The 18,746-nt window shown below is 70.8% G+C and carries 14 protein-coding genes; 10 read left to right on the forward strand and 4 right to left on the reverse strand.

What is annotated here, in order from left to right; genetic code table 11:
- The first annotated feature begins 82 nt into the window (after positions 1 to 82).
- The 3 genes from AB0M26_RS06440 (at position 83) to AB0M26_RS06450 (ending at position 4,019) form a co-directional block, all read left to right on the forward strand.
- Complete coding sequence (locus tag AB0M26_RS06440) at positions 83 to 1,690, forward strand: carboxyl transferase domain-containing protein (RefSeq protein ID WP_365255424.1); 1,608 nt, start codon at positions 83 to 85, stop codon at positions 1,688 to 1,690.
- A gap of 508 nt (positions 1,691 to 2,198) precedes the next feature.
- Complete coding sequence (locus AB0M26_RS06445; protein ID WP_365255427.1) at positions 2,199 to 3,452, forward strand: methyltransferase domain-containing protein; 1,254 nt, start codon at positions 2,199 to 2,201, stop codon at positions 3,450 to 3,452.
- Between the two features lie 192 nt (positions 3,453 to 3,644).
- Positions 3,645 to 4,019: a GntR family transcriptional regulator gene (locus tag AB0M26_RS06450; RefSeq protein WP_365255430.1), complete on the forward strand. Its 375-nt coding sequence runs from the start codon at positions 3,645 to 3,647 to the stop codon at positions 4,017 to 4,019.
- Between the two features lie 106 nt (positions 4,020 to 4,125).
- On the opposite strand, the gene AB0M26_RS06455 is transcribed toward AB0M26_RS06450, so the two are convergent.
- Positions 4,126 to 5,562: a DUF5925 domain-containing protein gene (locus tag AB0M26_RS06455; protein WP_365255433.1), complete on the reverse strand. Its 1,437-nt coding sequence runs from the start codon at positions 5,560 to 5,562 to the stop codon at positions 4,126 to 4,128.
- Between the two features lie 84 nt (positions 5,563 to 5,646).
- On the opposite strand from AB0M26_RS06455, the gene AB0M26_RS06460 reads away from it, so the two are divergent.
- Positions 5,647 to 6,294, forward strand: a complete 648-nt coding sequence (locus tag AB0M26_RS06460) for a GntR family transcriptional regulator (RefSeq protein ID WP_365255436.1) — start codon at positions 5,647 to 5,649, stop codon at positions 6,292 to 6,294.
- A 368-nt stretch (positions 6,295 to 6,662) separates the two neighbouring features.
- Here AB0M26_RS06460 and AB0M26_RS06465 read toward each other — a convergent pair whose 3' ends face one another.
- Entirely contained in the window at positions 6,663 to 7,874 is a 1,212-nt protein-coding gene (locus AB0M26_RS06465; RefSeq protein WP_365255439.1) for a S8 family peptidase, read from the reverse strand.
- Between the two features lie 287 nt (positions 7,875 to 8,161).
- On the opposite strand from AB0M26_RS06465, the gene AB0M26_RS06470 reads away from it, so the two are divergent.
- The 6 genes from AB0M26_RS06470 to AB0M26_RS06495 all read left to right on the forward strand — a co-directional run bounded on the left by AB0M26_RS06470 (position 8,162) and on the right by AB0M26_RS06495 (position 15,733).
- Entirely contained in the window at positions 8,162 to 8,968 is an 807-nt protein-coding gene (locus tag AB0M26_RS06470) for an SGNH/GDSL hydrolase family protein (RefSeq protein ID WP_365255442.1), read from the forward strand.
- Between the two features lie 337 nt (positions 8,969 to 9,305).
- On the forward strand, positions 9,306 to 10,028 hold the full coding sequence (locus AB0M26_RS06475) for a GntR family transcriptional regulator (RefSeq protein WP_365255852.1): 723 nt from the start codon (positions 9,306 to 9,308) through the stop codon (positions 10,026 to 10,028).
- A 607-nt stretch (positions 10,029 to 10,635) separates the two neighbouring features.
- A complete protein-coding gene (locus tag AB0M26_RS06480) occupies positions 10,636 to 12,753 on the forward strand; it encodes a pentapeptide repeat-containing protein (protein WP_365255445.1) in 2,118 nt (705 codons plus the stop codon).
- A 73-nt stretch (positions 12,754 to 12,826) separates the two neighbouring features.
- Positions 12,827 to 13,165, forward strand: a complete 339-nt coding sequence (locus AB0M26_RS06485) for a hypothetical protein (protein ID WP_365255448.1) — start codon at positions 12,827 to 12,829, stop codon at positions 13,163 to 13,165.
- A complete protein-coding gene (locus tag AB0M26_RS06490; protein ID WP_365255451.1) occupies positions 13,153 to 15,222 on the forward strand; it encodes a collagenase in 2,070 nt (689 codons plus the stop codon). Before AB0M26_RS06485 ends, AB0M26_RS06490 begins: the two co-directional genes overlap by 13 nt.
- Before the next feature lie 250 nt (positions 15,223 to 15,472).
- Positions 15,473 to 15,733 carry a hypothetical protein gene (locus AB0M26_RS06495; protein ID WP_365255454.1) on the forward strand — a complete coding sequence of 87 codons (261 nt, stop codon included), beginning with the start codon at positions 15,473 to 15,475 and terminating at the stop codon, positions 15,731 to 15,733.
- 102 nt (positions 15,734 to 15,835) lie between these two features.
- Here AB0M26_RS06495 and AB0M26_RS06500 read toward each other — a convergent pair whose 3' ends face one another.
- A complete protein-coding gene (locus AB0M26_RS06500) occupies positions 15,836 to 17,041 on the reverse strand; it encodes a CaiB/BaiF CoA-transferase family protein (RefSeq protein WP_365255457.1) in 1,206 nt (401 codons plus the stop codon).
- A 116-nt stretch (positions 17,042 to 17,157) separates the two neighbouring features.
- Positions 17,158 to 18,405 (reverse strand): type ISP restriction/modification enzyme, encoded by a 1,248-nt coding sequence (locus tag AB0M26_RS06505; RefSeq protein ID WP_365255855.1) that lies wholly within the window; start codon positions 18,403 to 18,405, stop codon positions 17,158 to 17,160.
- Positions 18,406 to 18,746 lie beyond the last annotated feature (341 nt).

An 18,746-nucleotide genomic window follows, 5' to 3' on the forward strand; every position in this document is an offset into this window, starting at 1 on the left:
AGAAAGCCCGTCCGGCACGTGGTGCAGCGCAGCCGAGGGGCGCTGAGAGGGGCCCGGGCACCGGCGTGGCAAGGTGTCCCCCATGAGCGCAGCCCGCCCCCGTACCTCGTCCGCCGCGCTGCGGCTCATCGAGGCCGTCGCCGATCCCGGTACCTGGCAGAGCTGGGACCGGCCGGTGGAGATCAGCACCGAGGATCCGGACTATCGGGCCGACCTCGAGCGCGCCCGCGAGCGCACCGGCCTCGACGAGTCGGTCATCACCGGTGAGGGCAGGATCCGAGGGCGGCGGGTGGCGGTCGTCGCCTGCGAATTCGGTTTCCTGGCCGGGTCCATCGGGATCGACGCGGGCGAGCGGCTCGTCCGGGCCGTGGAACGCGCCACCGCAGAACGCCTCCCCATCCTGGCCGCGCCCGCCTCCGGGGGCACCCGGATGCAGGAGGGCACGGTCGCGTTCGTCCAGATGGTGAAGGTCACCGCGGCCATCACCGATCACAAGGCGGCGGGACTGCCGTATCTGGTCTACCTCCGGCACCCGACCACCGGAGGCGTCCTCGCCTCCTGGGGGTCCCTCGGCCATCTCACCGCGGCCGAACCCGCCGCGCTCATCGGCTTCCTGGGCCCCCGCGTCCACGAGGCCCTCTACGGCGAGGAGTTCCCGCCAGGCGTCCAGACCGCCGAGAACCTGATGGCCAACGGCCTGGTCGATGCGGTCCTGCCGGCGGATCAGCTCGCCGGGACAGCGGCCCGGGCACTGGACGTTCTCGCCGGTGACGATGCCGGCACCGGGCCCGGCGGGAACGGCGCGACGCTCTCCTCCGGCCCGCCCGCTTCGGACGGGCCCTCCTCGGACGCCGCCTCCGCCGAGGGCCCCTTCGCGGACATGCGCCCTGGGGACGGGCGCGCACCGTCCGCCGGGGAGTCCATCCGCCGCTCGCGGCGCGGCGACCGCCCCGGCGTACGGGCGTTGCTGAAGGTCGCATGCCGTGACGTCACGCCGCTCAGCGGCACCGGCGCGGGCGAGCACGACCCCGGGCTGCTCCTCGCCCTCGCCCGTATCGGCGGCACTCCCTGCGTGCTGCTCGGCCACGACCGGCGCGGTGAGGCCGCCCCGCCGCTCGGACCCGCCGGGCTGCGCGAGGCCCGGCGCGGCATGCGGATCGCCGCCGAACTGGACCTGCCGCTGCTCACCGTCGTCGACACGGCGGGCGCCGCACTCTCCCGCGAGGCCGAAGAGGGCGGACTGGCCGCGGAGATCGCCCGCTGCCTCGCCGACCTCGTGACACTGCCCGCGCCGACCCTGTGTCTGCTGCTCGGCCAGGGCGCGGGCGGCGGCGCACTCGCGCTGCTGCCCGCGGACCGGGTGATCGCCGCCCGCCACGCCTGGCTCTCGCCGCTGCCGCCGGAGGGCGCGTCCGCGATCCTGTACCGGACGACGGAGCGGGCCTACGAGGTCGCGGGCCGCCAGGGCGTACGGTCCTCCGACCTCCTCGCCCATGGCATCGCCGACCGTATCGTCGAGGAGACGGACGAGATCGGCGAGGGCGACGCGGCCGACCGTGCGGGTGCGTTCCTCACCCGCCTCGGGGACATCCTCGGCGCCGAACTGGCCGCGTTGCGCGCCGAGCCGCCCGCGCTGCGCCTCGCCACCCGCAGGCAGCGCCACCGCGGGCTGGGGACGACGGGCCGATGACGGACGACACCGTCATCCGATCCGCGACCCGGCCGACGCGTCCGCCGTGCGGACCGTCACCCGGGCCGCGTACCACCCGTACGTCGAGAGGACCGGTGGACGCCCAGCCCCCATGGACGCGGGTGTGAAGGCCACCATGCGGTCCACACCCGTGCGTTGACTATGAAGAACCAGCGGACCTACGAGCGCCGCGGCTACGAGGAGACGGCGCGCGGGCGGACCGATCGGTGCCACCGGATCCACTATCGCGAGCGGTGCGAGGGGGGCGCGCCTCGGCGCGGGATGCGGGTGGTGGGTGGCGGGTGGCGGTGGTGTCCGCGTGCCGGGTGGTGGGTGGTGGGTGGTGGTTGTGTCCGCGTGCCGGGTGGTGGGTGGCGATTGTGTCCGCGTGCCGGGTCGCGGTGGTGTCCGCGTGCCGGGTGGCGGTGTCCGTGGTGTCCGCGCGCCGGGAAGGGGTCCGGAGCGCCGGTGGCATCGGGTTGTCAGTGGCCGGTGCGACGATCCCGGTGTGAGCGATGACAGCGATCTTCAGCAAATCACGGGTACGGCCGCGTACTGGGACGGGGCGGCCGACCGGTTCGACGACGAGCCGGATCACGGGCTGCGCGATCCGCAAGTGCGCGCGGCCTGGGCGGGGCGGCTGGCGGACTGGCTGCCGGATGAGCCGTCAGACGTCCTCGACCTCGGGTGCGGCACGGGCAGCCTGTCCCGGCTCGCGGCCGACCTGGGCCACCGGATCACAGCCGTCGACCTCTCGGCCGCCATGGCCGCCCGCGCGCGGGCCAAGCTGGAGGGTACGGGGGCGCGCGTCCTCGTCGGCGATGCGTCGGAACCTCCGGTGGGGGAGCGGCGCTTCGACGTCGTCCTCGCCCGCCACGTGCTGTGGATGATGGATGATCCTGCGGCCGTGCTGCGCCGCTGGTCCGCACTGCTGCGACCGGGCGGGCGACTCGTTCTGATCGAAGGACTCTGGGGCACGACGACGCCGGTCGGCATCCGTTCCGCCGAACTCGCCGCGCTTGCCGCCTCGTTGGCCACCCGGCTCAGTACCGAGCTGCTTTCCGGCGATCCCCTTCTGTGGGGCCGCCGGGTCGACGACGAGCGCTACGCCATGGTGGTGCACCCCGTATCCGCGAACCGGCCGGACCCTGCACGACCGGATTTCGCCGCACATGAGGAACCGTCGGGGTCCGGTACCGAACCGGCCGGACCCCGCCGCCACACCGAGGTCGTCGACGTCCACCTCATCCTGCGCCGCGGCGGCGACGTACTGCTCGCCCGCAGGGCCAACACCGGTTACGCGGACGGGCTGTTGCACGCCCCGTCCGGTCATGCCGAGGACGGCGAGGACGTGCTGCAGGCCGTGATCCGTGAGGCGCGCGAGGAGACCGGACTCGAGCTGCGGCCCGGCGACCTGCGAGTCGCGCTGGTGATGCAGCACCGTGCGCCGGAGGACAGCGCGCAGCCCCGCATGGGCTGGTTCTTCGAGGCGCTGTATGCGGCGGGCGGCGAGCCGGTCAACCGCGAACCCGGCAAGTGCTCGCAGCTCGACTGGTTCCCGCTGGACGCGTTGCCCGACGACATGGTCGCGTACTGCAGGGCCGGGCTGGATGCCTACCGGGCAGGCAGCCGCTTCGTCCTGCACTGGCACCGTCCCGGCGACTCGATCGCCTATGACGCTCGGCTCCCGGACCGTGCCATAAGGCTCCCGGCCACCTCACCGCCTCCGGATACCCGGGCATTTTCGGCCATGAAGCGGTAGCCATGCCTCCGGGACTCGTGTCGCCGATCCGGTGACGGGCTTCGCCTTTTCGTGTGCCCCGCCGCGCTCGCCCTTCCGTCTTCCCACACAATGAGTGCGACAAAGAGCAGCACTGACGTTCAGCCCGCCGAAGCCGGAGTACAGCGGCGCCTCCGCGGCATGCCCAGCCCGGCCCCGTCCCCAGGAGCCCCCGTGAGCCTGAAGGTCACCGTCGTCATCGACGCAGCCGACGCACCGTACGAGCAGATCCGGGCCCAGATCGCGGACCAGGCGCACTCGGGGGCGATTCCGGTCGGCTACCGGCTTCCGACGGTCCGCGGGCTCGCCGAGGAGCTGGGGCTCGCGGCGAACACCGTCGCCAAGGCGTACCGCGCGTTGGAGTCGGACGGTGTGATCGAAACGCGTGGCCGGAACGGGACGTTCATCGCCCCGGCGGGAGAGGCGGCCGAACGCGAGGCCGCCGCGGCGGCCTCGGCCTATGCCCAGCGCGCCCGCCGTCTGGGCCTGGACCATGCCTCGGCGCGTACGGCGGTCGAGCAAGCTCTCCGCGCCACGTACGGCTCATGACACAGCCGTACGTGACGCGTGCGCCCGGCCTGCCGGCGCGCGCGGGAAACCGCTGACCCGGATTGCGAGGCGGAGAACACGAGGTTCGGCGGGCTGGTGCCGCTCACTAGAGGTATAGCCCGGCGTTCTGGTCCGGCGGCTGGTGCGGGACCGACGCCGGGCCGGTGCCGCGGCGCAGCGCGAACAGCTCGGCCAGCGTCGCACCGTCGCGCCCGACTGCCTCGCCGCCTTGGTCGTCCCCGCCGAGCCAGTCGAGCGCCTCGCGCCGGGTCAGCGGTCCCACCTCGATCCGGGCCAGGCAGCGGCCTGGCCGTACGACGGCGGGATGAAGCCGCTCCAGGTCCTCGTTCGTGGTGACTCCCACCAGGACGTTGCGCCCCTGGCCCAGCAGGCCGTCCGTGAGGTTGAGCAGCCGTGAAAGGGCCTGGCCCGCGGTGTGCTTGGCCTCACCGCGGATCAGTTCGTCGCAGTCCTCGAGCAGCAGCAGCCGCCAGCGGCCCTTCGCCGAGCCGTCGTCCTCGCCGATCGCGATGTCCATCAGATAGCCGACGTCGCTGAACAGCCGCTCCGGGTCGAGCACACAGTCGACCTGGCACCACTCGCGCCACGACCGCGCCAGCGTTCTGAGCGCCGAGGTCTTGCCCGTACCGGGAGGACCGTGCAGGAGGAGCAGCCGCCCCGCGATGTCGTCCGGCGTGATCTCCATCAGCCGGCCCATCGCCTCGGCCACCGGGGCCGTGTAATGGGGCCGGATCTCCTCCCACGTCCCGGCCGAGATCTGACGGGTCGTACGGTGCGGGCCGCGTCGCGGCGACACGTACCAGAAACCCATCGTCACATTCTCCGGCTGCGGCTCCGGCTCGTCCTCGGCACCGTCCACGCAGCGGCGCAGCACTTTCTCCGCCAGTTCGTCGTCGACCGCCGTGACGGTCACGTCCGCGCCGCGGTTCCATCGCGACACCAGCACCGTCCAGCCGTCGCCCTCCGCGAGGAGCGCGCTGCGGTCGTCGTCGCGCGCGGAGCGGAGCACCGTGGCACCCGGGGGCAGCAGCGTCAGGCCCGACTTGACGCGGTCGATGGAGGAACTGCGGGACCAGGGCTGCTCGCCCGTCGCGAACCGGCCCAGGAACAGCGCGTCCACGACATCGGACGGCGAATCGCTGTCGTCCATCGTCAGCCGGATCGGCAGCCCGTCGGAGGAGGCGGGTGCGCCGGGCGGGGCCGGAGCGTCACCGGTGAGCGCGCCGTCCGTCCGGTCCGCGCCGCCCGTGACTGCGCTGTCCGTCCGGTCCGCGCCGTCCCCGACCGCGCCGTCCGTGACCGCTGCATCAGTGACCGCACCATCCGCGATGGAGCCTTCGGAAAGAACGCCGTCGGGGGCAACGCCTTCGGGGAGCACGCTGTCGGGCGGGGCGTGCAAGGCCTGCTGGGCCTCGGGAGCACGGTCCGGGTCGCTGTCGGGAGCGGGCAGGATCTGCCTCCTGTCGTCGTCGTACGGCCGGTCGGCACACATGCCGCCCATGATCCGGCACGAATCGGCCATACGCATCCAGGTTTCCCGGTGCCTGGCCCGAAGTTCCCCCGAGGAACCGCCCGCCACCCGTGGTAGCTTTCGTATACGAGCTGTATGCGCGTTCTGGGGGTGCCCGTGCAGTCCGGCCGTGAGAAGGCGTACACGTACCTCAAGGAGGTCGTGCTGGCCGACCCGGAGATGCAGGGCAGATTCCTCACCGAGCAGGAGATCGCCGATCGGATCGGCGTCTCCCGCACCCCGATCCGCGAAGCGCTGCTGCTCCTCGCGGCCGAGGACCTGATCCAGTTGGTGCCCAAGCGCGGTGCCCACATCGCCCCGCTCTCCGGCCGGGAGATCACCGAGCTGATGGAGTTGCGCGGGATCGTCGAGCGCTACGCGGCGGAGCACGTGATCGGCAGCGGCGAAGTGCCGGCCCGGTCCCTCACCGAGATCCTGGAGCGCCAGAGCGCGCTCACCGGCCCGGACCAGCGCCGGGAGTTCATCGCGGCCGACCACCTCTTCCACGCCACCCTGGTCGCGGGCGTTGGCAACACCCTCCTCGACCGGCACTACGACGGGCTGCGCAGCCGTCAGATCCGTGTCGGTTTCGCCGCGCTCCACAATCAGCCGGGCCGGCAGGAGGTGGTGCTGGCCGAACACCGGGCGCTTCTCCATGCGTTGGTCTCCGGCGATGCCGACGCCGCGCGGGTCGCCGTCACCAGTCACCTCGACAGCACACTGCGCGTCCTGCTCGCGGGTTAGGCGCCGTCTTCCAAGTCCCATCTGCCCGGCGGAGGTCGCGGGGCCAGCCCTTCGGGCGGACGACGCCACGTTGAACACGGGCCTGGTTCCGCTCCCGGAGCGGCGGCGCGTGCTCGGCAGCGACGACGCGGACCTCTTGCCGGTCCGATGGAGAACCCCGCCGTGGACCGTCGATCGCCGGTCCACGGCGGGGTGTTGGCGGCCGCGGGCGCATCGCCGTACGCCTGCGCCTCCCCTTGCGGCGCGTCGTCTGTGCGCTGCGTACGGCGCCTGGTCAGTGCGCCGTATGACGCCTCCGCCAGGCTTCTCTATGTGCGCCCGCCGCGCTTTGTGTCAGGAGCGGTGCCTGGTGCCCGCTTCAGGAAAGGTCACTCCACGATCTTCAGCAGCTTGTTGGGCGAGCCGCTGCCGGGGTCTGTCACCACGTCGGGCGTGGCACCGTCACTCAGGGCCTGGGCGACTTCGGCGGGCGTGGCGCTCGTGTGCCCCGCGAGGTAGACCGCCGCCGCGCCGGCGACGTGCGGACTGGCCATCGACGTACCCGAAATGGTGTTGGTGGCGTCGTCCGAGGTGTTCCAGGCACCTGTGATGTCCGAGCCCGGTGCGAAGATGTCCAGCCGGGCACCGAAGTTGGAGAAGTACGAGCGGCCGTCCGCGTTGGTCGTCGAGCCCACCGTGATCGCCTCGGGTACCCGCGCGGGGGAGAAGCCCTCGGCGTCGGCGCTCGAATTGCCCGCCGCCACCGCGTAGGTGACGCCACTGGCGATGGAGTTCTTGACGGCGGTGTCGAGGGCCTCGTCGGCGCCGCCGCCGAGCGACATGTTGGCGACCGACGGGCCGCTGTGGTTCTGCGTCACCCAGTCGATGCCCGCGACGACGCCCGCCGTGGTGCCCGAGCCCTGGTCGTTGAGCACGCGCACGGCCACGACCTTCGCGCTCTTCGCCACGCCGTGCGCGGTGCCCGCTGCCGTGGACGCGACGTGCGTGCCGTGCCCGTGCCCGTCCTGTGCGGTGTTGTCGTTGTCCACCGCGTCGTAGCCGTCGGCGGCTCGGCCGCCGAAGTCGGCGTGGCTGATGCGGACTCCGGTGTCGATGACGTACACCGTGGTGCCGCTGCCCGCGCTGTCCGGATAGGTGTACTTCTGGTCGAGCGGCAGAGCCGCCTGGTCGATACGGTCGAGGCCCCAGGACGGCGGGTTGTCCTGGGTGGCCCCGATACTGACTCTCCGGTCCTGGTAGACCTTCTCCACCGCAGGGTCCGCGGCGAGCCGTCGTGCCCCGGCCGCGTCCAGCCGGACGGCGTAGCCGTTGAGCGCGGCGCGGTAGATCCGCAGCACGGTGCCGCCGTAAGCGGCGACCAGCTTCTTGCCCTCGGCGGAGGCGGACTTGAGGCCGCTGCCCTGCTTGAACGTGACGATGTAGCTGCCCTTGACGGCGTCGGAGGCGCCGGCGCCGACGATCGTGCCGTCCGCGGGGGCGGCGTCGGCGGGAAGTGCGGTGAGTCCGCCGAGGAGCGCGGCGGCCGCCGCTGCGGTGATCGCCGTGGTGACCCTGCTCGAGGTGGTACGCATCACTGCCATCGCGAGGGATTCCTCCTCAGGAGTGGCGCGCTGTGGTACTGCGCGCATGTGGGGGGAGCGCACGGGGAGTTCGTGCGCGAGGGGCCCGAACATGGGTGCCGGCCGGGCCCTTCTGAAGAGTCCACGCTCTCCCTCAAAGGAACAAGAGTTCTGACGGGATGTCATATGCACGTCAAGATCCCCCGGTCACATATATGGGCTCATCGTCAGTTTTGACATGAACACTTCCCGTGTTGCTGCGGCGCTGCTACGACATATGTGGCAGAGGTCCTGCTAAGGGAGGTTCCATGAAACTGTTCCGATGTGCGGCAGTGATGTCCGCAACCGTTCTCACCGCAGCGCTCGCCCTGACCGGGGCGGGCGCCGCTCATGCGGCCCAACGGGCCGCCGCCCCCCACTACGTGGCCCTCGGCGACTCCTACTCCTCCGGCGTCGGCGCCGGGAGTTACGACAGCGGGAGCGGCAACTGCAAGCGCAGCACCAAGTCGTATCCCGCGCTCTGGGCCGCCGCCCACTCACCCGCGTCCTTCGGCTTCACCGCCTGCTCGGGAGCTCGTACGGGCGACGTTCTCGCCGGTCAGCTCGGTCCTCTCAATACGTCCACCGGCCTGGTCTCCATCTCCATCGGCGGCAATGACGCCGGCTTCGCCGACGTCATGTCCACCTGCGTCCTCAGCTCCGAGAGCACCTGTCTGCAGCGCGTGCAGGAGGCTCGCGCGTACGTCGCCACGACCCTGCCGGGCAAGCTCGACGAGGTGTACGCGGCCATCGCCGGTCGCGCCCCCAACGCCCATGTCGTCGTGCTCGGTTACCCTCGCCTCTACAAGCTGGGCGGCTCCTGCATCGCGGGGCTCAGCGAGAAGGAACGTTCCGCGCTCAACGCCGCGTCCGACGACCTCAACGCCGCGACCGCCAAGCGCGCCGCTGACCACGGCTTCAGCTTCGGTGATGTGACCACCACGTTCTCCGGTCACGAGATCTGCTCCAGTGATTCCTGGATTCACAGCGTGACCTTGCCCATCGAGAACTCCTACCACCCGAAGGCCGCGGGGCAGTCGGGCGGTTACCTTCCCGTCTTCGCGTCGGCGGCCTGACCATCCGTCCGCGCGCCGCCCCCCACCGCGCACGGTCCACCCATCGCGCACGGCTCCGCGGGTCCGTACGACTGTGGATGGGTACGACCATGGATCGGTGCGACCGTGGATCGGTGCGACCGTGGATCGGTGCGACCGTGGATCGGCAAGCCGAGGGACCCGCAAGGTCGATGATCCGCAAGGCCCCTGGATCCGTAGAGCAACGAACCGTTGCGGACACCGTGAGGAGGCCCCGCTCCGCCGGGGTCTCCTCTTCCTGGTCACAGGGGAGTTCGGGGCTCGCCGGGGAAACGTGACATTGTACGCTGAGGACTCCGCAGAGCATCGGAGGACCGCGATGGGCGCCCTGCAGCAGCGCAACCCGATCACCGCTCAAGAGCGGCTCCGCGACCAGGTCGCCCACGCCCTGCGCGCAGCGCTCATAGCCGGCGAACTCCGGCCGGGAACCGTCTACTCGGCCCCGGGGCTCGCTGCCGACTTCGGTGTCTCGGCCACCCCGGTGCGCGAGGCGATGCTCGACCTCGCCCGCGAGGGTCTGGTCGAGCCGGTACGGAACAAGGGTTTCCGTATCACCGAGGTGAGCGAGCGCGACCTCGACCAGTACACGGAGATCCGCGCCCTGATCGAGGTTCCGATGGCGGGCCGCGTCGCCGGGACCGCCACCCCTGAACAGCTGGAGAAGCTCCGGCCCGTCGCCCAGGAGATCGTCGACGCCGCGCGCAAGCACGACCTCATCGGCTATCTGGAGGCCGACCGGCGCTTCCACCTCACCCTGCTCGGGCTGACCGGCAACAACAGGCTCGTCGACGTGGTCGGCGATCTCCGCAAACGCTCCCGCCTCTACGGTCTCAAACGCCTTGACGAGCGGGACGAGTTGGTGCCTTCGGCGGAGGAGCATCTGGAGCTGCTGGATCTGATGCTGAACGGCGACGTCGAAGGGACCGAGGCCTGCATGGCCCGGCACCTCGGCCACGTCCGCTCGCTGTGGGCGCAGGCTCGCGACGAACCCGTGGAGCCGCGCCCGCGGTTGCGGTTGGGCCCGCCCGCGACCGCTCGCTGAAGCAGACGTACTGCCGTAACGCACTGCTGCCGCAGCGTCGTTCCCCAGCGAAGGCCATTCCCCGACAACGTCGCTCAGCCGAACTCGTCCCGGTGACAGATGACTCCTGTGTGTGCTCAAAACCGTACACACGGCGGGAACTTGGGCCGAAGACGAGCGCGCGGTCGGATCGATCCCACCTCAATGATCTTCGCTTCCGTCGAGATCAGCGTCGCCAACCCCTGGGTATGCCCTCCGTCTCCGTGCACGTGGAAGTGTCCGTGCACGTGGAAGTGTCCGTGAACGTGGAAGCGTTGGGAAAGCCGGCGTCCTTGCGGAACCGCTCGCGGGGCTGGAGTGCGAGCAACGGCCCGAGGCGGCCGACCCACCGAGCCGCCTCACCCGCCACCATGGGCCCCTGTTCATCTGGGTGCACCGTGGAGGTGTCAGCCCTTGCCGTCTCCGGGTGGAAACTGACTGGCGGTGCTCGATCGTCATTCGTAGCGTGACGTCCTCAACGCCTGAACCACCGACAACCGCTCCACCGTGGCCGCACTGCGGCCACGGTGCCACCTCGGACAATCCGGTCGGCTGCCCCGGTATCCACGTCCCCGGATGCACAGTGTGCTTGGCTCACGTAGACGAGGCTGATCGCGCCACCTATCTGGCGGCACTGACTCCTGGCGCCGACATCGACCACCGTGGCACCCCTTTCACCGCATCCCTGCTGCGTCGGCTGCTCGATGCCCTGTGCGCGCCCACCACGGAGAGACCAGAGCTCGGCCAGGCCCGGTTCAACGAAGCAACCTTCAACGGCGATGCCGAATTCAAAGGGGCGACCTTCACCGACGGCGTCACGTTTCATGGTGCGACCTTCAACGGTGTCGCCGAGTTCGAGGGGGCGACCTTCAACGATGGCGTCACGTTTCACGGTGCAACCTTCAACGGCGTCGCCGGGTTCAACTCGGGAACCTTCAACGGCTACGCCGGGTTCGCCCATGCAGCCTTCAACGGTGACGCCGCGTTCGACGAGGCGACGTTCACCGACGACGCTGCGTTCGGCGAGGCGGCCTTCAACGACACTGTCTGGTTCCGCCAGATGACCTTCACTGGCCACGCCCTGTTCAACGGTGCAACCTTCAACGGCCACGCCACGTTCCTCGACGTGACCTTCGACCAGGACGCCCAGTTCGGCTGGGTGACCTTCAACCACTGGACCCTGTTCAGAAGGGTGACCTTCACCGGCTCCGCCCTGTTCATGGGGGCGACCTTCACCCGCGGCGCCGGGTTTGCAGCGACGTTCAACGGCGAGATCTGGTTCAAACACACGACGTTCGACTGCGAAGCCGGGTTCGACGGGACAATCTTCAACCGCGAGGCGGGGTTCAACAAGGCAACCTTCACCGGCAAGGCCAGCTTCGACAGGGCGATCTTTACGGGCGGCGCCCGGTTCGACGAGGCGACCTTCAACGACGAGGCGAAATTCGACCGTGCAACTTTCAACGGCGATGCCCGGTTCGACGAGGTGACCTTCAACGACGAGGCGAAGTTCGACTGTGCAACCTTCAACGGCGATGCCCGGTTCGACGGAGCCCGGTTCGAGACGACGCCGCAACTGGGGCCCCTGATATGTGATGGCACGGTGGCGCTCGATCGTGCGGTGTTCGGCGCGCCGGTGACGATGCAGATGGCGTCCAGAGCAGCGTCGTGCCGACGGACACGGTGGCGATCCACGGCGGCCCTGCGGCTGCGCTATGCCGAGGTGGACTTGGCCGGAGCAGTACTGGAGTTTCCAGTCACTGTCGCAGCAGCACCAGAATCCTTCACCGACCAACACGGCAGAAACCTGTCCGAGTCGACACTGGAGAAGGACCGAGACCCAAGGGTGCGGATGACAGCCCTCAACGGACTGGATGCCGTGCACCTGGCGCTGACGGACGTGGACCTGACCGACTGCCTTTTCGCCGGCACGGTGAACCTGGACCAACTCCGCATCGAGGGCCGCACCACCTTCGCCCACCCTCCAGCGGGCTGGCACCGCCGCGGGCCGATGGCGCTGCGATGGTCCCGTCGGCGCACTCTCGCCGAAGAGCACTACTGGCGCGCCGCCACCGCCGACCGCCCCACACCAGGGCAACGGCCCTCCTCACAGGAGTGGCGGCCAGGTCCACAGCATCCAACTTGTACTCCGGGGCCGGAGACCATTGCCGCCACCTACCGGCAGCTACGCAAAGCCTTTGAGGACAGCAAGAACGAACCGGGAGCCGCTGATTTCTACTACGGCGAATGCGAGATGCGCCGCCATGACCACACCGACACGACATGGACCGAACGAACCCTGCTGACGGTGTACTGGGCCATCTCCGGATACGGCCTCCGCGCCTCTCGCGCCCTGGCCTGGCTCGCTGCAGCGATGACCGCCACCGTGGCGACCATGATGCTGTGGGGCATCCCAGTCGATGCGCCCAAGCCGACCACCACCGGCCCCCAGGTGCACGTCGGGGAGACGCTCAATCTGGTCACCGAAGCCCCGGACCCGGTCAACCCCACCGGGCCTTTGATGCAGCGCGCGACAACCGAGCGGTTCGAGAAGGCGTTGCGGGTGGTGATCAACTCGGTGATCTTCCGATCCTCCGGCCAAGATCTGACCACCGCCGGCACTTATACCGAAATGGCCTCGCGGCTCGGCGAACCCGTCCTCCTTGGTCTGGCCGTCCTCGCTGTCCGGAGTCGGGTCAAGCGCTAGATCCAAAACTAGAGCCCAGCGCGTCCCCCCAACTCCCCACACCCTCCAGGAGATTCAGGTGTCGCATCCGTGTATGTCACGCAGAATCCTGCTGGCCACGACCCTCGCCACCACCCTCGCGACCGGCCTTGTCCTGCCGGCCGCCCGGACCGCACAGGCCGCCGCTCATCAAGCCCGGCAGCAGACCAACCGTCAGGAGCCGTCCGCCCCGGCCGCTCCCGGTGACGCCGGCCGCCGTGCCGGGTCGCCGGCCACCAACCCGTTCGACGAGGTCGAGCGCCTCGCCAAGGCTCCGAAGGCGACGGCTCACCCGGCGCCCGCCCCCGGCGGCATCACCGACAGGGGCCGCATCCCCGGCCCGCAGACGCCGAAGAAGCCGAGGAACGCCGCACCGCACGCGTGCCCGCCGTAGCCCCCTGCACCCTCGACGGCATCACCGGCCTCGGCCCCGAACAGCTCGCCGACTTCCTTGCCGACCCCGCGGTCACCGCCGACGGCTGCCTTCGCGACCTCATCTGGACGTGGGACGCCCGGCTCGCCCCGGTCATGTCCGACGCCCACGTCCAGGCCGTCTCCCGTCGAATATCCGCGCTCGCCCCCGCCCACGACGGGAAGAACGGCAGCCACCTGTACGAGATGTTCACGTATCTGCACGCGGTGGCCTACCACGACTTCTCGCGCGACGAGATCGACGTCACCGACCCGCCCACCGTCGATGCCATGCGCCGGGCGGTGCACGCCTTCGGCACCGCTGCCAGGACGTTCGACGTCACCCGCACCAACGCCGACACCCTGCGCGAGGCGCTCTACGCCGCCAGTGCACCCGGTCTGCGCCAGCACCAACTCGCCCTGATCAAAAAGGTGCTGGCCACCATGGACAGCTACCACACCGACACCAACCGGGACCCGGCCTGGGCAGGCGCCACCCTCGCCGGGCTCTCCGTCAACTACCTGGGCATCTACCCGGGCAACAACGACACCGCCTTCCACGCCGCCGTCGCGGCCGACGCCGCGTACCGCGCCGCGTTCAAGACCTTCGCCGGCTACACCCACCTCAAGGGGACCGACAACGCGTGGGTGGTGCGCGACGCGCTCGGCGAGTACGGGCGCTTCGGCCAGGTGGCCGCCCTCAAGGAAGGCATCGTCCGCGACCTCGGGCCCCTTCTGGCCGCCGCCACACGGAACTTCGGCGAGGCCAGCGAGCCCTGGGCGAAGGTCGTCTCCTGGCTCATCTTCTTCGAGGCCTGCAAGCCGTACAGCGTCTGCAAGGAGGACATCGAGAAGAAGATCTTCCCGCACACCTACGTCTACGACAACGGCGCCATCAAGGTCCGAACCGGCCTCGACCGGGCCGTCGTCGACCAGCTGTACTACGCGAGCAAGCAGGTCAGGGCGCAGTTCCACCGCGTCGTCGACACCCGGGAACCCCTGGCCGGCGACACCAACACCACCCTCACCATCGTGCTGTACGCCTCACGCAAGGACTACGAGGTCTACCAGCCGCTGCTCACGGGTCTGAGCACCGACAACGGCGGGATGTACATCGAGCGCGGCGCGACCTTCTACACCTACCAGCGGCGCGTTCCCGAGGACTCCCGCCTCACCCTGGAGGAGCTGTTCCGCCACGAGTACGTGCACTACCTCAACGGCCGCTTCGCCGTTCCCGGTTACTTCGGCGAGGGCCCCTGGTACACCGGCGACCGCACCACCGCGATGGACGAGGGCACCGCCGAATTCTTCGACGGATCCACGCGCGACGACGGCATAGCCGTCCGCAAGTCGCTGGTCCGCAGCATCATCGAGGACACCGCGGGCGGGGGACCCCGCATGACCGTCGACCAGCTCCTGCACGCCACCTACGACGGGGACGGCTTCCGCTTCTACGCGTACGCGGGGACGTTCTACGAGTTCCTCTGGCGCGAACACCCCGCGCTGCTGCAGGAGATGTACCGCCATCTGCGTGCCGACGACCCGGCCGCCTTCGACGCCTGGCGCGACCGGCTCGGCCGTGACTCCGCCCTGCAGCAGGGCTACGACGCCTTCCTCGACGAGCACATCCCCAAGGCCGACGACCTCTTCGTCCCCGACACGGTCCACGTCCCGAACGACAAGCTCCGCTTCGCCCGGCCCGACGAGGTCCGGTCGGCGTTCGCCGCCGCCACCCAGAACACTCCCGTGTGCAAGGACGACGGCGGTACCGACGAGCGCCGCTTCATCGACGACGGCGGTACCGACAAGCCCCGCTTCGTCTGTACGGGCCGGATCACCGCCAACCTCTCCGACCCCGGGGACGCGAGCCAGGTCTTCAAGGACATGTCCGAAACGGTGGATCACTTCATCCTCGACCGCACCGGAACGGCGGCCACCAACTTCGAGGACATGAACTGTTCCTTCGGCCCTGTCGAGATCCGGGACACAGGGCAGGCCGGCAGCTCCGATTACAGCTGCGAGGGACCGTTGCGCCGCTGAGCCGTGGGTGCGCCCTTCCGTGGGCGTGCTCATCAGGGGCGGGGCCCTGGCCCTGACGGTCGGGTCCCGCCCCAGAGGGCGTGATCGGGTTCAACGGCGAACTGGTTGTTCCCGTACCGCGGTTCGGGCCGGAATCGTCAACACCCTTGCCGGGAAGGTGAATCCGTGCGCCTTGGATGCGCGGGTGACGTGACGGGACGGTAGGGTTAATCTGCCCGGGCCGGGTGCCCTCGTTTGGGTGGGGAGTCTCATGGAACAGATAGCAATGCACAGCAGGGCCCGCGTACCTGCGATCAAATGCGGAAGCAGCGCGTCCAGTACGCGTCTGGACCGCCATCTCGCCGTGCTGTCCGGCCCTGCCGTGCCGCAGCGCGAGGCGGAGGAAGCCACCCTGCTGATGCGCGAGATAGCGTCGCACGACGTGCAGCGCTCCCGGACGAACAAGGGCGCGCGAGTCAAGCTCCTCGCGCCGCTACGTCGGCTGCGCCGCTCGCTCTTCGGCAACCACTGACGCCTTTCGCTCCCCACCCAGGCCGTCGGCCGCCGATCCCGACGGCCTGGGTCCTCCGGCGGCCGCAGCGAGAGCCCCGGTGACCACACCGCATCGTTCCCCTCAGGCGACCACACCGTCCCGGCGCAAGGCACCGACCTGAGCGTCCGTCATCCCCAGGGCGCGGAGCAGCGCGTCGGTGTGCTCCCCGAGCCCCGGCACGTCACCGGCCCGCCGCTCCTCACAACCGGGCAGGGTGATCGGCGGCACCAGCGTCCGCAGCGGCCCGGCCGGTGAACCGGTCACCTGCCAACGGTTCCGGGCGGCTAGCTGCGGGTGATCGGCGAGTTCCGCGACGCCGTTCAGCCGGGCGCAGGCGATACCCGCCCGCTCCAGGCGTGTGATCGCCTCGTCGGACGTCAGCCGGGCCAGCGACTCCCCGACAGCGGCGTCCGTTTGCGCCCGGTTGCGTGTGCGGGCCACATTGGTCGCGAAGTCCGGATGCTCGGCCAACTCCGGTCGCTCCAACACCTGTTGGGCAAGCCGGCGCCACTCCCGGTCGTTCTGCACCGACAGCAGCACCAGCGGGCCGCCGGCCGTCGGATAGGCGTCGTACGGGGCGATGACGGCGTGGGCGAGCGCCGTCCGCGCGGGCGGCCTGCCCCCGTACATCCCGAAGTACAGCGGATGGCCCATCCATTCGGCGAGGGCGTCGAACATCGAGACCTCGACCGGGCCGCCGCGGCCGCTGACCCCGCGGCGCAGCAGCGCAGCCAGCACCCCCGAAAAGGCATACATCGCCGCGGCGATGTCGGCGGCCGGAACCCCCGCCTTGACCGGCTGCTCCGGGGTTCCGGTCACCGAGACGAGCCCTGCCTCGCACTGCACAAGCATGTCGTACGCCCGCTTGTGCGCGTAGGGGCCGTCCGGGCCGTAGCCGGAGACATCGACGGCGATCAGCCGCGGGTGGCGGGCGCAGAGCGTGGCAGCGTCCAGGCCGAGCCGGGCCGCCGCGCCCTGGGCGAGGTTCTGTACGAAGACGTCGGACTCTCCGATCAGCCGGCGGAGGATCTCCAGGCCCCGCTCGTCCTTCAGATCGAGCGCGATCGACTCCTTGCCGCGGTTGGCCCAGACGAAATGCGAGGCGAGTCCGTGCACTGAGGTGTCGTAGGCCCGCGCGAAGTCGCCGCCGTCCGGCCGTTCCACCTTGATCACCCTGGCTCCCAGATCGGCGAGCTGCCGGGTGGCGAACGGGGCGGAGACGGCCTGCTCGACGCTGACGACGGTGATCCCGTCCAGCGGGAGCGGCTGGGGCACGGTTTTGTCCATGGCCACGGTCCTATCGCTTGCGGCGCCGCGTGCGCCACGGGGGTCCCCACCGGCGCGGCGGGCCCGCTCCGCGCGAGCCCGCGTCGGAGCAGCACGGGCCCCTGTCCGGGGCGCCGTCACAACAGCGCGAACTGGCCGTTCGGGCCTTCCTCGTGGTGGTCCAGCACCGACGCCGGGCCGTGGGCCGCGGCGGGTGCCGGGAGCACGCCCGCGCGGCGCAGGTCCACGGCGGCATGACTGGGGCCGTCGGCCAGCCGGGCGGCCAGTGCGGCGCGCTCCGGCCGCAGTTCGGCGATCATCGCCAGCACCGTGATCAGCTCCAGCAGCTCGGAAGTCCACTCCTGCGGCCACGCGGTGGCCCGTACGGCGTCCAGCGTGCCGGGGGTCCCCGGAGCGGTCCGCACCTCGAACCACCGCTCCAGCACCCGTACACCGCCCGCGTGGAACTCCCAAGCGGCCGCAGGCACCGGGGCGATACGACCCGGGCCGAGATGGAGCGTCTCCTCCTCCCCATCGTGGGTGAGGGCGCCGGGACGGGCATGCAGATCCGGCGGGACGGCTGCCCGTACGTACGGCCGCCTGCCGCCGGGGAGCCTGGGCCGCTCACCCGCCGCTGCCGCGCACCGTGCGCCGTACGTGTGCAGCCACAGCAGCCTCCGGCCGAGGGCGACACCGGTACGCCATGTCTCGGGTGAAGCGGTCAGAGGGACGGCCACGCCCTCGGGGCGGCGGCCGGAGACGGCGGCCACCCATGCGAGGACGTCCACCGGCGAGACGGGAAGGCCGAGCAGGGAGGCGAGGTGGTCGAGGAGCCCCGGGGCCAGGTTGGGTTCGCGGCCGCCGGGACGGCGGTGGAGCGGGCGGATGCGGCCGGGACGGCCCGCCGGTGACCGCCCGTCGGGCAGCAGCGCGGAGAAGACCACTGCCGGGCCGGTGTCGTGCGGCACATGACCCGGCTCCACGGCGAAGATCTGGTGCCCGTCCGCGACCCGCCACAGTTCCGGCCGCGCCACGTCGATCAGCCGGTGGTCGGGGATCAGCCACTGCCGGTCGAACGGGCCGTGCAGCACCCGGACCGGCTCGGCGCAGGGCCCGCTCTCCCCGGCGACGGGCACGGTCGGGGCGGCATGGCCCGGGAGCTGGGGCACGGCGATGTGCACCGTACGGGCGCGGGAGCGCTGGAACAACGCCTCGCGCGCGGCCGCGTCCGGCGCACGCAGCAGCGCGTTCCAGCGGGCCTTCAGGGAGGCGGGGTCGGGTGCGAGCGGCCAGGCGCGCCCCGTCCGCAGCGGCGCGACAGACCAGGGCATGAGATCCGCGAGCAGCGGTGCGTCGTGCGGGGGCGTGACGTCGTACGGGGACATGGGGCCAGGGGCCGGTGCGGCGCGGCGGTCCGGTCCGGTGTCCCGTGCCGGTTCCTTGTCCTGAGCGGGTGCCGGCGTGCCGTCCTGGGCCGGTGCGGTCTCCCGGGCCGGTGGGGCGCCCGGGGACGGCGTGGTGCCCCGTCCACCGTCCCGCTCCGCCATCACGCGGTCGTCCTCCCCGATGGCGGCCGCACCAGCCACCGCCTCGCCCGTCGCGTCGTCCCGCATCGTACCCGCGGCCCCGTCCCGTAGTCGGGCCGCGGCGCAGGGCCGTTCTCGCCGGCAGGCACCACTCGGGCACGGGCCGTGCCCGAGTGGTGCCCGAATCGGATCAAGAGGTG

The sequence above is a fragment of the Streptomyces sp. NPDC051776 genome, from assembly GCF_040681345.1.
GTDB lineage: Bacteria > Actinomycetota > Actinomycetes > Streptomycetales > Streptomycetaceae > Streptomyces.

Bases quoted from the DNA above. Each gene is read 5' to 3' on its own strand.
- AB0M26_RS06440 (WP_365255424.1), top strand. From the start codon at position 83: ATGAGCGCAGCCCGCCCCCGTACCTCGTCCGCCGCGCTGCGGCTCATC.
- AB0M26_RS06455 (WP_365255433.1), bottom strand. From the start codon at position 5,562: ATGGCCGATTCGTGCCGGATCATGGGCGGCATGTGTGCCGACCGGCCG.
- AB0M26_RS06460 (WP_365255436.1), top strand. From the start codon at position 5,647: ATGCGCGTTCTGGGGGTGCCCGTGCAGTCCGGCCGTGAGAAGGCGTAC.
- AB0M26_RS06465 (WP_365255439.1), bottom strand. From the start codon at position 7,874: ATGGCAGTGATGCGTACCACCTCGAGCAGGGTCACCACGGCGATCACC.
- AB0M26_RS06470 (WP_365255442.1), top strand. From the start codon at position 8,162: ATGAAACTGTTCCGATGTGCGGCAGTGATGTCCGCAACCGTTCTCACC.
- AB0M26_RS06475 (WP_365255852.1), top strand. From the start codon at position 9,306: ATGGGCGCCCTGCAGCAGCGCAACCCGATCACCGCTCAAGAGCGGCTC.
- AB0M26_RS06485 (WP_365255448.1), top strand. From the start codon at position 12,827: ATGTCACGCAGAATCCTGCTGGCCACGACCCTCGCCACCACCCTCGCG.
- AB0M26_RS06495 (WP_365255454.1), top strand. From the start codon at position 15,473: ATGGAACAGATAGCAATGCACAGCAGGGCCCGCGTACCTGCGATCAAA.
- AB0M26_RS06500 (WP_365255457.1), bottom strand. From the start codon at position 17,041: ATGGACAAAACCGTGCCCCAGCCGCTCCCGCTGGACGGGATCACCGTC.
- AB0M26_RS06505 (WP_365255855.1), bottom strand. From the start codon at position 18,405: ATGTCCCCGTACGACGTCACGCCCCCGCACGACGCACCGCTGCTCGCG.